Annotated in this window: 16 protein-coding genes and 3 pseudogenes; 9 read left to right on the top strand and 10 right to left on the bottom strand. The window is 67.5% G+C overall.

Annotated elements, in window-relative coordinates:
• Positions 1–177: 177 nt before the first annotated feature.
• The gene (locus tag ACQEXA_RS00830; protein WP_433128144.1) at positions 178–441 is read right to left on the bottom strand and encodes a hypothetical protein; all 264 of its coding nucleotides are present in this window, start codon (positions 439–441) and stop codon (positions 178–180) included.
• A gap of 262 nt (positions 442–703) precedes the next feature.
• Between ACQEXA_RS00830 and ACQEXA_RS00825 the strand changes: the two genes are divergently transcribed.
• Entirely contained in the window at positions 704–1,090 is a 387-nt protein-coding gene (locus ACQEXA_RS00825) for a DUF6221 family protein (protein ID WP_433128142.1), read from the top strand.
• A gap of 737 nt (positions 1,091–1,827) precedes the next feature.
• On the opposite strand, the gene ACQEXA_RS00820 is transcribed toward ACQEXA_RS00825, so the two are convergent.
• The 4 genes and pseudogenes from ACQEXA_RS00820 to ACQEXA_RS00805 all read right to left on the bottom strand — a co-directional run.
• On the bottom strand, positions 1,828–2,655 hold the full coding sequence (locus ACQEXA_RS00820) for an AI-2E family transporter (protein ID WP_433128140.1): 828 nt from the start codon (positions 2,653–2,655) through the stop codon (positions 1,828–1,830).
• Between the two features lie 9 nt (positions 2,656–2,664).
• A complete protein-coding gene (locus ACQEXA_RS00815; protein WP_433128138.1) occupies positions 2,665–2,859 on the bottom strand; it encodes a hypothetical protein in 195 nt (64 codons plus the stop codon).
• A 293-nt stretch (positions 2,860–3,152) separates the two neighbouring features.
• Positions 3,153–3,392: pseudogene (locus ACQEXA_RS00810) on the bottom strand (GvpL/GvpF family gas vesicle protein); the annotation flags it as partial.
• 3 nt (positions 3,393–3,395) lie between these two features.
• Positions 3,396–3,563 (bottom strand): annotated as a pseudogene (locus ACQEXA_RS00805) (transposase family protein); the annotation flags it as partial.
• Positions 3,564–3,687: 124 nt separating this feature from the next.
• On the opposite strand from ACQEXA_RS00805, the gene ACQEXA_RS00800 reads away from it, so the two are divergent.
• Positions 3,688–5,394, top strand: a complete 1,707-nt coding sequence (locus ACQEXA_RS00800; protein ID WP_433128136.1) for an ISAzo13 family transposase — start codon at positions 3,688–3,690, stop codon at positions 5,392–5,394.
• Between the two features lie 186 nt (positions 5,395–5,580).
• Positions 5,581–5,898 (top strand): DUF6328 family protein, encoded by a 318-nt coding sequence (locus tag ACQEXA_RS00795; protein ID WP_433128134.1) that lies wholly within the window; start codon positions 5,581–5,583, stop codon positions 5,896–5,898.
• Here the strand turns inward: ACQEXA_RS00795 and ACQEXA_RS00790 are convergent.
• Positions 5,856–7,099, bottom strand: a protein-coding gene (locus tag ACQEXA_RS00790) for an IS3 family transposase (RefSeq protein WP_432920220.1) whose coding sequence is annotated in 2 segments (ribosomal slippage) — positions 5,856–6,760 and positions 6,760–7,099 — 1,245 coding nt in all. Because the reading frame shifts where the segments join, the coding sequence is not laid out codon by codon here. The two genes, ACQEXA_RS00795 and ACQEXA_RS00790, sit on opposite strands and share 43 nt — an antisense overlap.
• Here ACQEXA_RS00790 and ACQEXA_RS00785 point away from each other — a divergent pair.
• Positions 7,043–7,417, top strand: a complete 375-nt coding sequence (locus tag ACQEXA_RS00785; protein ID WP_433128133.1) for a DUF6328 family protein — start codon at positions 7,043–7,045, stop codon at positions 7,415–7,417. The two genes, ACQEXA_RS00790 and ACQEXA_RS00785, sit on opposite strands and share 57 nt — an antisense overlap.
• 104 nt (positions 7,418–7,521) lie before the next feature.
• Here the strand turns inward: ACQEXA_RS00785 and ACQEXA_RS00780 are convergent, their stop codons facing one another.
• The gene (locus ACQEXA_RS00780) at positions 7,522–7,800 is read right to left on the bottom strand and encodes a hypothetical protein (RefSeq protein WP_432938400.1); all 279 of its coding nucleotides are present in this window, start codon (positions 7,798–7,800) and stop codon (positions 7,522–7,524) included.
• Between the two features lie 683 nt (positions 7,801–8,483).
• Complete coding sequence (locus ACQEXA_RS00775; protein ID WP_433128131.1) at positions 8,484–9,704, bottom strand: RNA-guided endonuclease InsQ/TnpB family protein; 1,221 nt, start codon at positions 9,702–9,704, stop codon at positions 8,484–8,486.
• Between the two features lie 40 nt (positions 9,705–9,744).
• On the opposite strand from ACQEXA_RS00775, the gene ACQEXA_RS00770 reads away from it, so the two are divergent.
• The 5 genes and pseudogenes from ACQEXA_RS00770 to istB all read left to right on the top strand — a co-directional run bounded on the left by ACQEXA_RS00770 (position 9,745) and on the right by istB (position 12,981).
• Positions 9,745–10,068: a hypothetical protein gene (locus ACQEXA_RS00770; RefSeq protein WP_432938404.1), complete on the top strand. Its 324-nt coding sequence runs from the start codon at positions 9,745–9,747 to the stop codon at positions 10,066–10,068.
• A 48-nt stretch (positions 10,069–10,116) separates the two neighbouring features.
• Positions 10,117–10,326, top strand: a complete 210-nt coding sequence (locus ACQEXA_RS00765) for a hypothetical protein (RefSeq protein WP_433128129.1) — start codon at positions 10,117–10,119, stop codon at positions 10,324–10,326.
• A 33-nt stretch (positions 10,327–10,359) separates the two neighbouring features.
• Positions 10,360–11,808 carry an IS66 family transposase gene (gene tnpC, locus ACQEXA_RS00760; RefSeq protein ID WP_432920114.1) on the top strand — a complete coding sequence of 483 codons (1,449 nt, stop codon included), beginning with the start codon at positions 10,360–10,362 and terminating at the stop codon, positions 11,806–11,808.
• Positions 11,809–11,888: 80 nt separating this feature from the next.
• On the top strand, positions 11,889–12,119 hold the full coding sequence (locus tag ACQEXA_RS00755) for a hypothetical protein (protein WP_433128127.1): 231 nt from the start codon (positions 11,889–11,891) through the stop codon (positions 12,117–12,119).
• Between the two features lie 62 nt (positions 12,120–12,181).
• Positions 12,182–12,981, top strand: a pseudogene (gene istB / locus ACQEXA_RS00750) (IS21-like element helper ATPase IstB).
• 42 nt (positions 12,982–13,023) lie between these two features.
• Here istB and ACQEXA_RS00745 read toward each other — a convergent pair.
• Complete coding sequence (locus ACQEXA_RS00745; RefSeq protein WP_433128125.1) at positions 13,024–13,845, bottom strand: SMI1/KNR4 family protein; 822 nt, start codon at positions 13,843–13,845, stop codon at positions 13,024–13,026.
• Positions 13,846–14,224: 379 nt separating this feature from the next.
• Positions 14,225–15,493 (bottom strand): ISL3 family transposase, encoded by a 1,269-nt coding sequence (locus ACQEXA_RS00740; protein ID WP_433128123.1) that lies wholly within the window; start codon positions 15,491–15,493, stop codon positions 14,225–14,227.
• Positions 15,494–15,654 lie beyond the last annotated feature (161 nt).

Here is a 15,654-nt window from a genome sequence, read left to right as displayed (position 1 = left end):
CAAGGCCGACGACAGCTGACCGCCATTGGCCTGCCAGAACGGGTGACCTGTGCATCGCCCGAAGGGCTTGCCACGCACCGGAGCACGTCCCTTGGCTCGCGGCCGGTGCCATAGTGAACCCGGCGCCGCCTAGCGCGAAGGGCGGGGCCATCTGGCCCGCCTCGCACCTTGTGTCCCTCACACCAGCGAGGCGGGCCCACCCGGGCACGCCCAACCATCTGGACAAACCTGGCGTGGCCAAACTTCCGGGCCGCCGCCGTGCCACTCGATGACATCCGATTCGGCCACGTCCAGCTCGTCCCAGCCCACCAGGCCGGCGTATCGCAGAAACACCGCCAAATCGTGCAGCGAGTACGCCGTGCCCAAGATCTTGTAATCGACGCATACCCGGCGGCCGCCAGGTCCACAGGGCGCCTCCACGATCACGCGACGCACGGCCATGGCCATAGCTTCCCCCAGGCAATGCCCGACCGCATTCCGAGGGGTGTGATCTTGGAGGTCCCAACAGCTTCCGGCCCTTCGACCAGTAACGGTTCGCCTCGCCCGGCCCTCTTGAAGGCCTGGGCACCCTGCCACGTGTTGTGCGCCCGAGCCGGCCTTCGAGCAGGGCCAGACCTGCTCGAGCCGGTGGCACCGTTGGCGCGGCGCCACCGTCGCCCAGGCCGTCGAGCGCCCACGCGCCTACCGGCGCAGAGTGAGCGTCATGGATGACTTGATTCAGTGGTTGCGCGTCCAACTCGATGAGGACGAACGGATTGCCCGCGCAGCCACCCGGGGCCCTTGGTCCCTCAACGACGAGTCGATCATTGCAGCGGACGGTACGGAGATCGTCGCGGGCGACCGGTCGGGTGGCAAGGCGTCGGTGTTCGAGTCGATGGCGGATGCCCTGCAAATCGTGGAGCATGATCCGGTGCGGGTGCTGCGCGAGGTCGACGCCAAGCAGCGGCTGCTGTACGAGTTCGAGGTGCGCGGGAACCACGTCCGACGGACGGAATTGCCACCCACAGGTGGCATTTGGGACGACCTGCTGCGCATGCTCGCCCTGCCCTACGTGGACCGGCCCGGCTACCGCGACGAGTGGCGCCCGTGACGAGCGCGCGCATGACGGCCCATCTGGGGTTGCCGTTCGACGACCAGGCCGAGATCGTCGCCGACGTCCCGCCCGCGGTGCGCGCCTTCATCGTTCGTTGAGCAGTGCGTGGAAGCTCCCCGGCCCGGGTCCGGTGATCGCCGCAGCAGTGTCGCTGATCGCGCACGTGGGACGAGGCTGCTGGTGTCCTTCAACGGACGGGCGGTGATGGTCGGCATTGCGGTGACCACTGTGATCATCGCAGTGGTGTGCGTCGTAGTGCCTGGCGCGTCCAGGTGAGCGTGTATGAGCTGTTCGGGGAAGTGGTGGTGCCATGCTGGCGCGCCGCCGCGGGCCGACAACCGGACGGAACGCAGGATGATCACACAGGCGGGCGGGGCGGCGGGCCCGATTCTCCGGCGTCGCCTGCGCAGCCCGTGGATCCGGAAGAGCCCGCGGAAGCGCCCGCGCGGCTGCACCATGCGCCCAGCGGTGCAGCCACACCATGCCCGTGGGTGGTGCGCGCAGACGCGGAGGCTACTCGTCGGGCTCGGAGACGCTGATGTCCGCCAAGTCGGAGCCGGTGACGTATTCGACCGCCAGACGCTCACGAGCGTGGCTATGTTTTCCTCGGCACCGCCCGAGCAGCAGCTCTCGCCATCTGGCCGCGAACGTGACCGACCGGTCAAGTCCTGGTCAGCGCGTGGCGTTGGTCGAGTTCGGCGGTGACCACCTTCGGGGGAGGCGGTGGTTGATGATCACGAGGCGTCGGTGCGGGTGAAGACGTACTCATCGAGGATGATGCCGATTGCGACTGCTACGGGAATGGCCACCAGGGCGCCGATGATGCCCAGCAGCGCGCCGCCGACCAGGACACCGACGATGGTGACGATGGGGTGGACGTCGACCGCGTACTTCATTGCCCTGGGCATGATCAGGTAATCCTCGGCGAGGCGGAAGGCCGTGTAGAAGCCGGCCGTGAGTCCGGCGATGAGCAAGGACACGGACAGTGCGACCAGACTGACGATGACGCCCGCGAGGGTGGAACCGACGATGGGGACAAGGTCCATCAGGGCGACGAAGACGCCCAGCGCTGCCGGGTAGGGCACGCTGACGGCCCAGCACCAGGCGAATGTGGCGAGTCCGGCGATGGCGGAGGTGGCGATGTTACCCAGGAGGAACCGGCCGGTCCGGTTGAGGATTTCTTCGGTGATCTCCTGAGCACGGCCGCGCTTGCTGGCCGCAACGAAACGGAGACAGAAACGCTTGATCGCGGGAAGTCCCGCCATCAGGTAGAGCGTCACGATGATGACGATAACCAGGGAGGTGAGTGCGTTCAACACGGTCTTTCCGGCACCGAGCAGTCCGCCCACGACACCGGACGCGCCTTGGGAGCTGAGCGCTTGCTTGACCCTGGAGACGATGTGGTAGCGGTCCTCCAGCCTTCCCAGCGCGGAGTGGTGGTCGTGAAGCTGCTGCAGCCAGGTGGGGACCGCTTTGATCAGCGCGGTCACCTCGTGTGCGACCGGCGGCTCGATGAGCGCTGCAAACCCAGCAAGGAAGAGCAACAACGCGGCGACCACCACCGCTATTGCCTAGCCGCGCCGCAGGCGGTGCCGGATCAGCCAGGCCACCACCGGCTCCAGACCGATCGCGACGAACAGCGCCAGAAGGATCAATGTCAGAAGCTGGCTGACCTGAAGCACGGCGTGCAGGGTCAGCCAGGCCGCCGTGCCCCCCAGGCCGAGCCAGAAGCCGACGCGGAACCATCGGCCGTCCCGACCGGGCATCCTGCCCCTGCCGGTATGCAAGCCGCCCGCCCCCGCGGACACGCCGGATGCCGGTCCTTGCGGGCCGCTCGCAGGGCTGTCGCCAGGAGCCGGCCGCTTTGAACTCATGCGCGCACCTCCAGCGCGGGCAAGTCATTCGTGATGCAGGCGGTGAGCCAGGCTGGCGTGTTGCCGCGCAGGCCCGCAGGAGTTGCACAATCGCCGGATCAATCACCTCACCGGCAACGGTCTCACGGCGATCGGGTCATGACCTGAGGTAGGCCCGCTGCGCGCGGCCGAGCGAGGGGCGCCTCTCATTCGTTCGGCTGGGCTGCCGCGTTCCTGAACGCTTCCGCGGTACCGCCTTCGATCTGCTGGGATGAGGCGGTCTCCACGAAGCTGAACGGCGGCAGCGGGCCGTTGACACGGAGTTCGAGGTGCGGGTGCTTCTGGCGGAATTCGTCGACCGCGGCCAGGAAGTGCTCCGCTGATCGGCGCTCCACCAGGAAGGAGAGGTTGGCCGGCAAGCCGGTGCTGTGCGGTCCGGCGCTGACTGCCCGGGCTCCGGCTCCCGCAGCCCGCCTCCTCGGCCTTCCCCGTGCTTCGTGACGGCGACCTTCGACACCGGCCTGCCACGGCTGGGCCAACTCCTCGATCAGGCAAGCCAGATGACGCCGGGAGATCCCCGTGAACAGCCGATGCGCCAGAACCGCCCGATTGACCATGATCGCCACCAGCGGATCATGCCACCCACCAGCGGCAACGCTCCAACCGCTATCACGCACCAACTCGTTAGGGCGCGCAGAGAATCAAGGTGTTGCTTCCGTGGATCTGGCTCGTTGATGTGATATGGCCATATCGCAGGAGACTCGTGATCAACTCTTTGTGAGATTAGCGGTGTTGGTTCCGCACCTGGACGAGCGTCAGCGCCGTCTGCTGATGGGAACCGAGGCCCGGATCCTGGGACACGGCGGGATCTGGGCGGTCGCGCAGGCGGCCGGGGTCAGCGAGACCACCGTCCGCAAGGGCGTCGACGAGCTGGAGGCGGGTGCGGAGCCTTCGGGACGGGTCCGCCGCCCCGGCGGCGGGCGTAAGAGGGCGGCCGAGGTGGACGAGGGGTTGCGTCCTGCGCTGTTGGCGCTGGTCGAGCCGGATATGCGTGGGGATCCGATGTCGCCGCTGCGCTGGACGACGAAGTCGACGCGCAAACTCGCCGGTGAACTCACTCGGCAGGGCCATCGCGTTTCGGCGGACACCGTCGGTGACCTGCTGCGCGAGGAGGGCTTCAGTCTGCAGGCCAACGCCAAGACGATCGAGGGCAGCCAGCATCCCGACCGCGACGCGCAGTTCCGCTACATCAACGAACAGGCCCGCGATCACCGAGACGCCGGGGATCCGGTGATCAGCGTGGACACGAAGAAGAAAGAGCTGGTCGGCGAGTACAAGAACGCTGGGCGTGAGTGGCAGCCTCAGGGCGAGCCGGTGCAGGTCAAGACGCACGACTTCCTCGACCGGCAGGGGCCGGGCAAGGCGATCCCCTACGGGATCTACGACATCACGGCGAACACCGGCTGGGTCAACGTCGGGTGCGACCACGACACCGCGGCCTTCGCGGTCGCTTCGATTGGCCGCTGGTGGCATGCCCGTGGCCGGCACGACTACCCGCATGCCGCACGGCTGCTGATCACCGCGGACGCCGGCGGCTCCAATGGCTACCGCACCCGCGCATGGAAGACCGAACTCGCAGCCCTCGCGGCCGAGACCGGCCTGCAGATCACGGTCTGCCACATGCCGCCCGGCACATCGAAATGGAACAGAGTGGAGCACCGGCTGTTCTCCCACATCTCCATGAACTGGCGCGGCAGACCGCTGACCAGCCACGACGTCATCGTGAATACCATCGCAGCCACCACCACCGGCACCGGGCTCCGGGTCGAGGCCGCACTCGACACCAACACCTACGACACCGGCATCAAAGTCACCGACGCCGAGATCGACGCCCTGGCGATGAGCAGGCACCGCTTCCACGGAGACTGGAACTACACGCTCCACCCCGCCGATGCCCCGCCCACTCCCGGCCCGAGGACGGATCCCGCGACCGTCGCCCGGCCGGCTGCAGCACCGGCTCGCATCGACGGCTCCATGCTCTGGGACCCTGAGCTGACCGGCATGACCTTCGTCGAACTGGACACCCTGCTCAACGATCTGATCCCTGCCCTGGCCGAACAGCGCGAGCGGCTCCGCCACGAGCGACGGGGCGGCGAACGACACCGAACACGCGGCGCAGGGGCCAAGGACAAGCTCTCCGACGCCGACCGGATCCTGGCCACCGTGCTCTACCAGCGCAAGATCGGCACCCATGACTTGCTTGCCCAGCTCTTCGGCGTCACCAGAAGCACCCTCACCCGCGCTGTCCAGGAAGTGCGACCCCTCCTGGCCGAGGCCGGCCACACGATCCCGCCGTCGACAGCCAGATTCCGCACCCCAACGGACCTGGCTACCCACCTCGACAGGTACGGCAACCAGCCACCAACGAAGATCAAACCAGCATGTTGATTCTCTGCGCGCCCTTAGTGCTGCACACGACCGCGCCATTCGATCAGGTCGACGGTCGAGCTCAGCGCCTCGAGTCAACCGGGCCCCCTGGTGGTGGCGGGGATGTGTCACGTCCGCAGGTAGGCAGGTAATTCGTGTGGCTGCTTCTGGTCGCATGTCGCGATGGTCGCGCGGACAGTGAGGGTCATGCCGACCGAGCCAAGGCCGATGCCACAGCCGCCGCGCTACGAAACACCCGAGCAGCGGGCCGACCGCAATCTGGTCGAGCTGCTCCAGGAACTGCGCGTCGCCCAGACCGGTGTGCAGATTCTCTTCGCCTTCCTGCTCGGCGTAGCCTTCACCAGCCGTTTTCCGCAACTCAGCGCCTTCCAGCGTGGCATCTATGCCGCCACACTCCTGCTAACCGTCATTACCGCCGCAGTTGGGGGTTCCCCCCGAGAAGTAGACACCGGTTTGTATGCTTATGCGGCAAGTGTGAGTGTAGCTGAGTGTCGGGCCTCGTAGGCGACGGGGCTGAGCTGGCCGTTCTTCTTGTGTCTGCGGCGGGTGTTGTAGCGCGTGAGCCAGCGGAACACGGACAGCCGGCAGGCGCGGGCGCCGTCCCAGCGGCGGGCGCCTTGCAGTGTTTCGCGTTTCAGGGATGCGTGGAAGCTCTCGCAGGCGGCGTTGTCCGCGCTGGTGCCGACGGCGCCCATGGACTGGGTGATGCCCAACTCCTTGCACAGGTCGGCGAATTCCTTCGACGTGTACTGGGCTCCGTGATCGCTGTGGAAGATCGCCCCGTCCAGGCTGCCGCGGGTCGTGGCGGCCATCCGCAGCGCGTCGGCGACCAGTTCGGTGCGCATGTGGTCGGCGATGGAGTAGCCGACCACCCGGCGGCTGAAGCAATCCAGCACGGTGGCGAGATAGAGGAACTCGCCGTCGCCGACGGGCAGATAGGTTATGTCGCCCATGTACTTCGCACCCGGCTCGGCGGCGGTGAAGTCCCGGCCGAACAGGTCCGGCACCACCTGGTTCGCCGGCTCGGGCACGGTGGTGCGGACTTTCTTGCGCAGGTGCACCCCGACGATGTTGAACTTGCGCATGACGCGGGCCACCTTCTTCTCGTTGATCTCCATGCCGTGCGTGTCCCGCAGCTCGGCGGTGACGCGCGGGGAGCCGTAGGTGCCGTCGGAGTCGTCGTGCACGGCCTTGATCTTCGTCGCCAGGGCCGCCTCGGTCCGCTCCCGCGCGGCGCGGGCCTCGCGACCCGCCCGCCACTTGTAGAAGCTGGAGCGGTGCACGTCGAGCACCTGGCACAGCCGCTTGACCGGGTAGGTCTCGCAGTGGTCCTCGATGAACTGGCAGCGGCCTACCAGGTCATCTCCGAGGCGAAAAACTTCGTCGCCTTGCGCAGAATGTCCCGCTCGGTGGCGAGCGTGGCGTTCTCCTTGCGGGCGGCCTTCAGCTCGGCCTCCAGGGCCTGGATGCGGGCTGCGAGCTCCTCGCGGGTGGCCTCGACGGCCGGGGTGGTGCTGGTCACGTTCTTCCTGGTCAAGCCGGTGGTGCTGCCGCCGCGGGCGCGGTCGGCGCGGATCCAGTTCCGCAGGGTCTCCGCGTTGAGTCCCAGGTCACGCGCGGCTTGCGCGATCGTGAGATCAGCATCCGAGTGGAACAGGGCCACGGCGTCGGCCTTGAACTCGGGCGAATAGACCTTCATCACCATAATCGGTCACCCTCTCCCGACCCCCACCGGGGTCGAGGTCAGGGTGTCCACCACTCAGGGGGAGGCTCCGTTCTCGCTACGCCGGTGGCCCTGCATCGCGGGCTGTTTCACCGCGGCGCTAAGCCCCGCATCGTGGCACTGTCTGCCCGGTATGCGGAAGCCGGCCTGATGTTCCTCGCACTGGCGATCAACGGTGCTGTTCTCCTGCTCATGGACGTCGTCTTCGGCCATATCGCAGCTATCGCCATCACGGCCGCGACCACTGCGATGTTCGCGTGCCTGTGGTTCGTGCTGCCGTGGTCTCTACGACGATCCTGAGGGGCGACCGCTCAGCGGCCTCGTGAGGCTGGGAGAGCCAGTGGCCCCTCAGCTGCGACGGCTGAGCGGACAGGACTATGACAGCCAGGCGCACTGACAGCGTCTCAACGCTCCCATATGTCCGGCCCACCACCCCGCCACTCGATGAGGTCCGCGTAGGACTCGACGATGTCCTCGACCAGCGGGTTGACCTCGGTCCAGCCTTCAATGCCGGCACGGCAGAGGAACACACTGAGATCTTGCAGGCTGTACGCCGTCCCGAGGATCACGCCGTCGATGCGCACGCGTCGACCGCCGGTCTCGGACGGCGGGTAAACGATCACGCGGTGCTTCGCCATAGCTCCAGCCTCGCTCTCGGGCGTCGCATGCGCATGCTCCTCCATCAGCGCGATGCAAGGCGGCTTCCGTCATGCTTGCCCACCCGCATGGCAACGCCGAGTGGCCGCCATGCTGCTGCCAGGTCAGGCTGGGCGTGGCGCCGCGCGGCCTGGTGTCCTCCCCCCAGTTCAGGCTGCCGGAAGTCCGTGGAGAGCGCCTCCCACCTCGACGGCACCGGGTGGGAGGCGCGCTCATCTGATCGAGATGCACCGGAACGCCGAGCATGATCGCGCACCACATGAACAGTGCTTCCGTTCCGTTCATTCGGATCGCCTGCTTCCGGAATGCCAGCGGAAACGGGAGATTCTGCGGTTCCGGGTACCCTCCACCGGCTTTCCGTCACCTCACGAACTGGTGCTCCGCTCGATTGCCCGCCAGTGGGGGCACACGAGCTGGGCGCCTTGCCCGTAGCGGCAGGTCAGTCCCTGGCAGCGGGCGCACGGGCCGACCTGTGCGGGTGTGCAGCCCAACATGATCGCTGCGGACACTCGGTCCGTGGCGGAGTCGATGCGTCTGGGCACCTCGTCCATGCGTCGAATGTACGTCGCTAACGGACGGATCCACCCGGTCGCCACCTACTGGCGTGCGGTGTCCCTGGCCGCGACGTAGACAGGCTCCATGATTGAAGGCTCCCCTCCCTGAAGGGAGGGGATTCTCCACCTTCCAGGGTTGAGCGGGGATGTACGGCTCAGGCTGCCACCGGAGCCAGCGGCTCAGGTGGTCTTACGCCCTCGGCACCGTCCGGGTTCCAACCTGCCCGGACCAGCATCACGCGGGCGGAGTTCTTGTCCCTGGGGGACACGGCTCCGCACACGGTGCAGGCATACGTTCTCATCGAGAGAGGGAGTGCGTGCTTGGTTCTCGCCCCGCACGTTGCGCAGTCCATCGTGGTGTGCGCCGGGTGCACCAGCCGGACGTCCCGTGCGTGCTTGCGGCCCATCTCGATCAGGGCACGCTTCGTCGCCGCGATGGCCGCGTCGGCCGCCTTGCGGGCCATGGTGGTCTTCGCGAGGAACTTCGGGCGGAAGTCCTCCACCGCCACTCCGTCATGATCGCGCATGACGGCCTTGGCCCACTTGCGGCCGGTGTCCTCACGCTGCCGCGCGATCTTCCTGTGCAGCTTCGCTGCCTGTGCCTGCGCCTTCCGGTAGCCGGTGGATGCGGGCTGGCTCTTCGGTCGCCGGCGCCGGGCCATCATCCGCTGGTACTTCGCGAGCCGCTGAGCGGACCGCTTGCCGTGTTCGGCATGCGGAAGGTCGTAGGCGTCGTCGGTGGTGGTCGCGGTCTCCTTCACACCCCAGTCCACGCCCAGGACGTGGCCGGTCTCCACAAGCGGCTCGACCTGGGCCGGGGCGACGAAGGAGGCGTACCAATGTCCGAGCGTGTCCTGGTACACGCGCACGCTCGACGGGTCGGCCGGAAGGTCCCGCGACCACACCACGCTCAGCACGATCTGGCCCGCAAGGTGCAGGCGGCCCTCCTTGAGGCGGAAACCGCGCCGGGTGTAGTTCAGCGACGGTCGGCTGTCACGCTTGCGCTTGAAGCGGGGCATCCCCGCCCGGCGGTGCTGCGCAAGCCCGTCCTTGATGTCCTTCAGCGCCTTCGCCCTCGACTTGGCGAAGTCCCGGATCACCTGCTGCTGCGGCACCGAGGCACCCTCGGCCAGCCACGGTGTCACCCCGCGGGCGTCGGTCAGCATCCTGTCCAGCTGCGCCGGACCACACGTCAACTTCTTGCCGCCCGCTCTGCTCTGCGCGTGGGCCTGCCGGGACTTGGCCACGCATTCGTTCCAGATCCAGCGGCAGCGATCCCACTCGGCTTCGAGTGCGCGCCGGGCTGTCTTCGACAGGCGTACACGGAAGGTGTACCGGGCATGCCCGGTGTCCTTCGTGGTCGCTTCTGTCGTCATGCATCCGAACCTACCTGGGAGGACTGACAGTTGAGAGTTCTTGACCGTTGTGGGCGGCATCACGGCCGTGCGGGGTGGACGCCGGATCGCCCTGACGGCGATCCGGCTGTCCCTGCCCTGCTCCGCAGGAGTCCGATTCCTCCCCGGCCTGAAGGCCGGGGCATCCTCGGAGAAAGCCGGTGAAGACACCGAGAAGGCCCACCACCCCGGCGAGATCGTTCCCGTCTCCGGGATCCACGAGTGCGACTGCGGGCAGGGCCACGAGTACAGCACCGATGTGAAGGGCCACCGGTTCCCGCCTCTGCACCAAGAGTGCAGCGGTAGTGGCTGGAGACTCAAGGCGCCGGCGCATCCTGGCGCTTGAGCGTCGCGGCGACGTAACGGGATAGTGCTGCGGCCGCCCGTAGAGCCGATGCTCGCCCAAGCACGCGACACGCTGCCCGGCCCGAGAGCGTTGCCCGGAAGCCTCGCCTACGAGCCGAAGTTCGACGGGTACCGCGCGCTCATCTTCACTCCCGCCTCGAAGCCCGGCAAAGTCCACGTGCAGCTGCGTCGGGGCAGTCTCGTCGGGGCCCGCTTCCCCGAGCGTAACTGGTTTGGTGGTCCTGGCGCACTGAGTTGATCTTGGCGTCCAACTCGTTGATCATTGGATCTCGTGTCCGACACCCCGCCGCTGCCGAGCTACGCGGAACTGATTGCACTCGTTGGCGAGTTGAGGGCCGAGCTGACGGCCGCCCGGGCCGAGATCGCTGAGCTGCGCGCGGAGAACGGTGAGCTGAAGCGGCGTCTGGGGATGAACTCGAAGAACTCCTCCAAGCCGCCGTCCAGCGACGGGCTGGCGAGGCCGACGTCGCTACGTAAGCCCTCGGGCCGAGGCCCGGGCAAGCCCCGCGGCGGCGCCGGGGGCGCGCTGATGCAGGTCGACGAGCCCGACGCGATCGAGGTCCATTCCCCGACCGCCTGCCTGGGCTGCGCGGGTGACCTGACCGGGGCCGAGGTAGTCTCCATCGAGCGGCGGCAGGTCTTCGACCTGCCCGAGATCCGCCTGCGGGTGACCGAGCACCGCATCGAACACCGCCGCTGCGCCTGCGGGCAGGTCAACGCTGCCGCCACCCCTTCCGACGCCCCCGCCGCCCCGGCCCAGTACGGGCCGCGGCTGAAGAGCCTGGCGGTCTACCTGCTCACTCGCCAGCACCTGCCCTATGAGCGGTGCGCCGAACTGCTGGCCGACTGCCTGGACGCGGATGTGGCCACCGCGACTCTGCTCGGGTGGGCCGGGCAGGCCGCCGAGGCAGTCGCCCCGCACACCGAGGCCGTGCGGCAGCAACTCATCGAGTGCGAGGTGGTCGGCTTCGACGAGACCGGCACCCGGATCGCGGGGCGCACCTGCTGGGTACACACCGCCTGCACCCGCTCGCTGACGCTCTACCAGGTCCACACGAAGCGCGGCGTGAAGGCGTTCGAAGCCATGGGCGTCCTACCGCACTTCACCGGCATCGCGGTCCACGACGGCTGGAAGCCCTACAAGACGTACACCGACGCGGTCCACGCCCTATGCAATGCCCACCACCTGCGCGAACTGGCCTCCGTCGTGGACAACGCGCCTGCCGGCCACCCCGAGGACTGGGCCGAAGAGCTGGCCGCGCTGCTGGTGGACACCTGGGACGAGATCAAGAACATCCAGACCGCGCACCCTCACGCCACCGGCTTCACCGTCGACGCCCTCGAACGCCTCACCGCCCGCTACGAGGAGATCATCGCCGCCGGACGGACCCTGCACCCGCCCCGCGCCCCCGGCGAACCACGCCGCAAACGGGACAAGGCCGCGAACCTGCTCGACCGCCTCGACACCGAAAGCCACCAGGTGCTCCGGTTCGCCTTCGACTGGCGGGTGCCCTTCGACAACAACACCAGCGAGCAGGCCATCCGGATGGCCAAGATCCAGCAGAAGATCTCCGGCGGCTGGCGCACGGCACCCGGAGCCGAGCGCTTCTTCGCCGTGCGCGGCTACCTATCTACCGCCGCCAAGCAGGGCCGCAACCTGCTCGACACCATCACCCGACTCTTCGACGGCCGAGGCGCCTGGATCCCCACCCCAGCCTGACCACCAAACCAGTCACCCCCGAGCTTGCCACCCCGGGTGCGCGACTTCCCGGCGGCCTGGTCCTGGATGGCGAGCTGGTCGTGTGGACGGGCGATCAGCTGTCGTTCGAGGCGCTCCAGCGTCGGACGGCGGCTAGCGCCGCCAAGGTCAAGAGCATTTCCCAGGCGCTGCCAGCGCACTTTGTTGCGTTCGACGCCCTCCAGGTCGCCGGCGAGGAGCTGCTGCGTGTCCTGTACGCCGGGCGGCGTGTGCGACTGGAGGAGCTGTTCACGGGTTCGAACTTGGCACGCCATGGACGCTGTGCCCGATGAGCACCGTGGCGACGACCGCGCAGGAGTGGCTCGCCCCACCGCGTGAAAGAGGAGAACGCGCCGTGTCCCCTCCCCGCCAGCGACGATTCACGAGCAGGCCGCCAACGTCGCCGAGGACCAGGCATGCCGCATGCTCCGACTGCCCACCACCCGCTTCCAGTTCCCCGACCTCGCAGAGACCGCCAGCCGCGAGCTGATGTCCTACCTCGGCTTCCTCGCCGAGTCCTCGCCGAGCTCCTCCCGGCCGAGTGCGACGACCGGGCCCGCCGCCGCTCTGAGCGCCGCATCAGCGCCGCCGGCTTTCCCCGCGACAAGTCGCTCCGCAAGTTCGACTTCGAGGCCAACCCGAACATCGACTCAGCGATGATCCCCCTTGCCAAGTGCGAATGGATCAAGAAGGGCCTGCCGCCCTGTCTGATCAGCGACTCGGGCACGGCAAGTCCCACCTGCTGATCGCCTTTGGCACCGAGGCAGCGGTGGCCGGCTACCGAGTCACGTACGTCCTCGCGACCAAGCTGGTCAACGAACTCGTGGAAGCCGCCGACGAGAAGCAGCTGACCAAGACATCGCCCGCTACTGCCGAGTCAATCTCCTCTGCATCGACGAACTCGGCTACATGGAACTCGACCGCCGCGGCGCCGAACTCCTCTTCCAGGTTCTGACCGAACGCGAGGAGAAGAACAGCGTCGCCGTCGCCTCGAACGAGTGGTTCTCCGGCTGGACCATGACGTTCACCGACCCCCGTCTCTGCGCGGCCATCGTCGACCGGCTCACGTTCGGCGGCAACATCATCGAGACCGCAACCGACTTCTACCGCCTCGCCGCCACCCGAGCCCGAGCCGAACAACAGACTTCGGGCTGACTCCAACGTGGGCAGCCCGGTCAGCAGGAGTCTGGGACATGGTCAGCGATAGTCGTTGAGCCAGTCGCCCGGGAGCAGGTCACGAACGCGGTTGAGGTCTTCTGCCGTCCGGCCGCGGGCCAGGATGGCCGCGCCGTCGTCATCGCGCAGAAGGACGTCTTGGCCCAGGAACCACCGTGTCTCCTCGCCGACGGGGTATGCCGGGAACGGCAGCGGGACGGAGTTCGTCTCCAGCAGTTCAAGGCTGTCGTCATCCGGGTCGAGGAAGTCGCAGAGCTCTTCATCGGCCTGCAGGGACTCCGACAAGATGATCTCGACGAAGCAAAGGGAAAGACGCTCCAGCCAGTCCTCCCACCGCTCGGCGCTCTTGTCGGCAAGGTCAAGCCGGATGAGCACTGCAGGATCGTCATCCTGGAGGCTGTTGAGAAGGACACCCCAGGAGGCGGCTCCCTGGTTCTCGTGACGGAAGACCAGGGCCTCCTTGGCGTCATCGACATACAGCTCCGCAGGGCCGAGCAGCACATCGTGGTTGCTGGTGAGATCCCGCCGGCGTCCGAACAGCAGATACGCCTCGCGCAACGCCGTCGGTAGTCGAAGACCCAGCCTCTCCTCGGCAGCATCGAGATCGGCTTCCGTCCATCCGTCATCGCGTCCCAGTGCGGCGCCGGCCCAGTGGGCGGCGAAGCCCTGGATGAAGGTCCATGCACCACTGCGGTCTTCGACGCCTCTGGCGAGCGACGCGGCAAGATCGAACCCTTGTGTCATGCCAGCACGATATCCGTGCCGCTCACCAGCCTCTTCGCACCCCAACACGCCGACCAGGTGTTCCTGGAATCCGGCAATATTCTGGGTCCCCTTGATCAACCTCTGTTGCCCGAACTCGGCATCAATCGTTCTTGTAGGTCGGCAAGCTCGCCACCTGGCTTCGGGTTGAGACAGCACGACGCTGCACGCTCGTGGCACGAGCGCGTGGCGTCGGTGTGCCAGTGACTGGACCGAGACGGAAACGCCGAAGGGCCAGCGCAAGGGGGGTGCGCTGACCCTTCGATGGCGGCTGCCTCGGCTACTTCCCGAGTCCTACTTGCGAAGGAACAACGGGGGAGACCCCCAGGACGGCTCCGCTCAACACAGGGCACCACGGTGAGGCGCCTGGCAGGTCACCTGCCCTGCCACCGGCCCAGCGCCTGATACGCCGCTTGGCCGGGTCAGTCGAGATTGCCGGCTCTCCGGGCATGGATGTGGGTCAGCCGGTCCGGGTTCGGGGTCGTTCGTGGGGTAGGACAAGGGTGATGGGTCCGCAGGTGAGCATGACGAGGGCGAGGGCGGCTGTGGCGGTGTGGAAGCCGTAGGCGCGGCGGATCAGTAGCCTGACGTGGTTGTTGAGGCCTTCGGCCCGACCATTGTTGATCTTCAGGCGGATGGAGGCCAGGATCCCGTCGCGGAACTTGCGGATGGTCTTGGCTGCCTTGATGAACGCGGGCAGTTGGGAGCGTTGGGCCTGCGAGATCCAGCGGTCGATCAACTCGCCTGCCTCGCCGGCGTCCAGGTCCCCGGCGAAGATCGCGCGGAAGGATTCCTTGAGCCGGTAGGCTCGCCAGACTCCGCCGCCCTTCCGTTTGAGCTTGCGCAGGGTCGTGGCCTGCTCGTCGGTGAGGTTCTCCGGGTTCTTCAGCAGGCTCCAGCGGGCGCCCTTGAACTTCTTTGCCGCAGCCTGATCGCCGAGTTGGCGCAGCTCGTTCCATGCCTCGCGGCGCACGGCGTCCAGGGCGTCACCGACGAGCTTGACCGCGTGGAACGGGTCGATGCAGATCACGGCCTGCGGGGCGTGGCCTTCTTCGCCAACGCTCTTGGCGAAGGCCGGCCCCATGTCCATGCTGACCGCGGCCAGTTCTGCAGCGCGCTCGGGGCCGAGTTCATCGAAGAACTCGTCCAGGGTCTCGCTGTCCTTGCCCTCGGATCCCCAGACGATCTTCTTGCCGGTGTGGTCGGTGACCAGGGTCAGGTAGTTGTGGTGCTTCTTCCAGCTGACCTCGTCCACCCCGATGGTGACCAGCTGGTCGAGTCTGTCCTCGTCGAGGCCGTCGGCGACGACGCGGGCGCAGATGCGGCCCACGGTGTGCCAGTCGATGCGCTGCAGGCGGGTGATGGTGGTCTTGTCGGTGCGGGTGGCCAGGTAGGCGATGACATCCTCGAAGTCGCGGGTGAAGCCGCAGTGGTGCCGGGCGAAGGGCACGGCTTCGATCTTGACGCCGTGCTCGGGGCAGCGCAGGCGGCGCAGGCCGGCCCGGACGACCAGGCCCCAGCGGCCCAGGTCCAGGTGCCTCCAGCAGGAGGACACCGGCCTGGTGTCGTAACGCGTGCGGGTGGTGAAACCGCAGCCGGTCTCCGGGCAGGCCAGACACCGGCGGGTCAGCGCCACGTCCACGATCACCCGGTCCTCGCCGAACGACACGTCGGTGACGCTCACGCCAGGAAGCTCCAGGAGGCGGTTGAATGCGGTGGTGACGCGCACGGTGCGTGGACTCCTGTAGCTTCGGTACGGCCTTCGACAGCCTCCGAATCTACGGTCCGCCCCGTGCGCGTCCTACGTTTCACCACCCCAGGCGGAACGATCCAACCCGATCAATACATTGACCCCGAGATCCCACCCACCAGCCCACACTCATGCCCGGA

This window comes from Streptomyces sp. CA-106110 (assembly GCF_050936285.1).
Classification (GTDB): domain Bacteria; phylum Actinomycetota; class Actinomycetes; order Streptomycetales; family Streptomycetaceae; genus Streptomyces.
The sequence above is the reverse complement of the archived record's forward strand: the minus strand, read 5'-3'. Positions and strand labels throughout refer to the sequence as shown.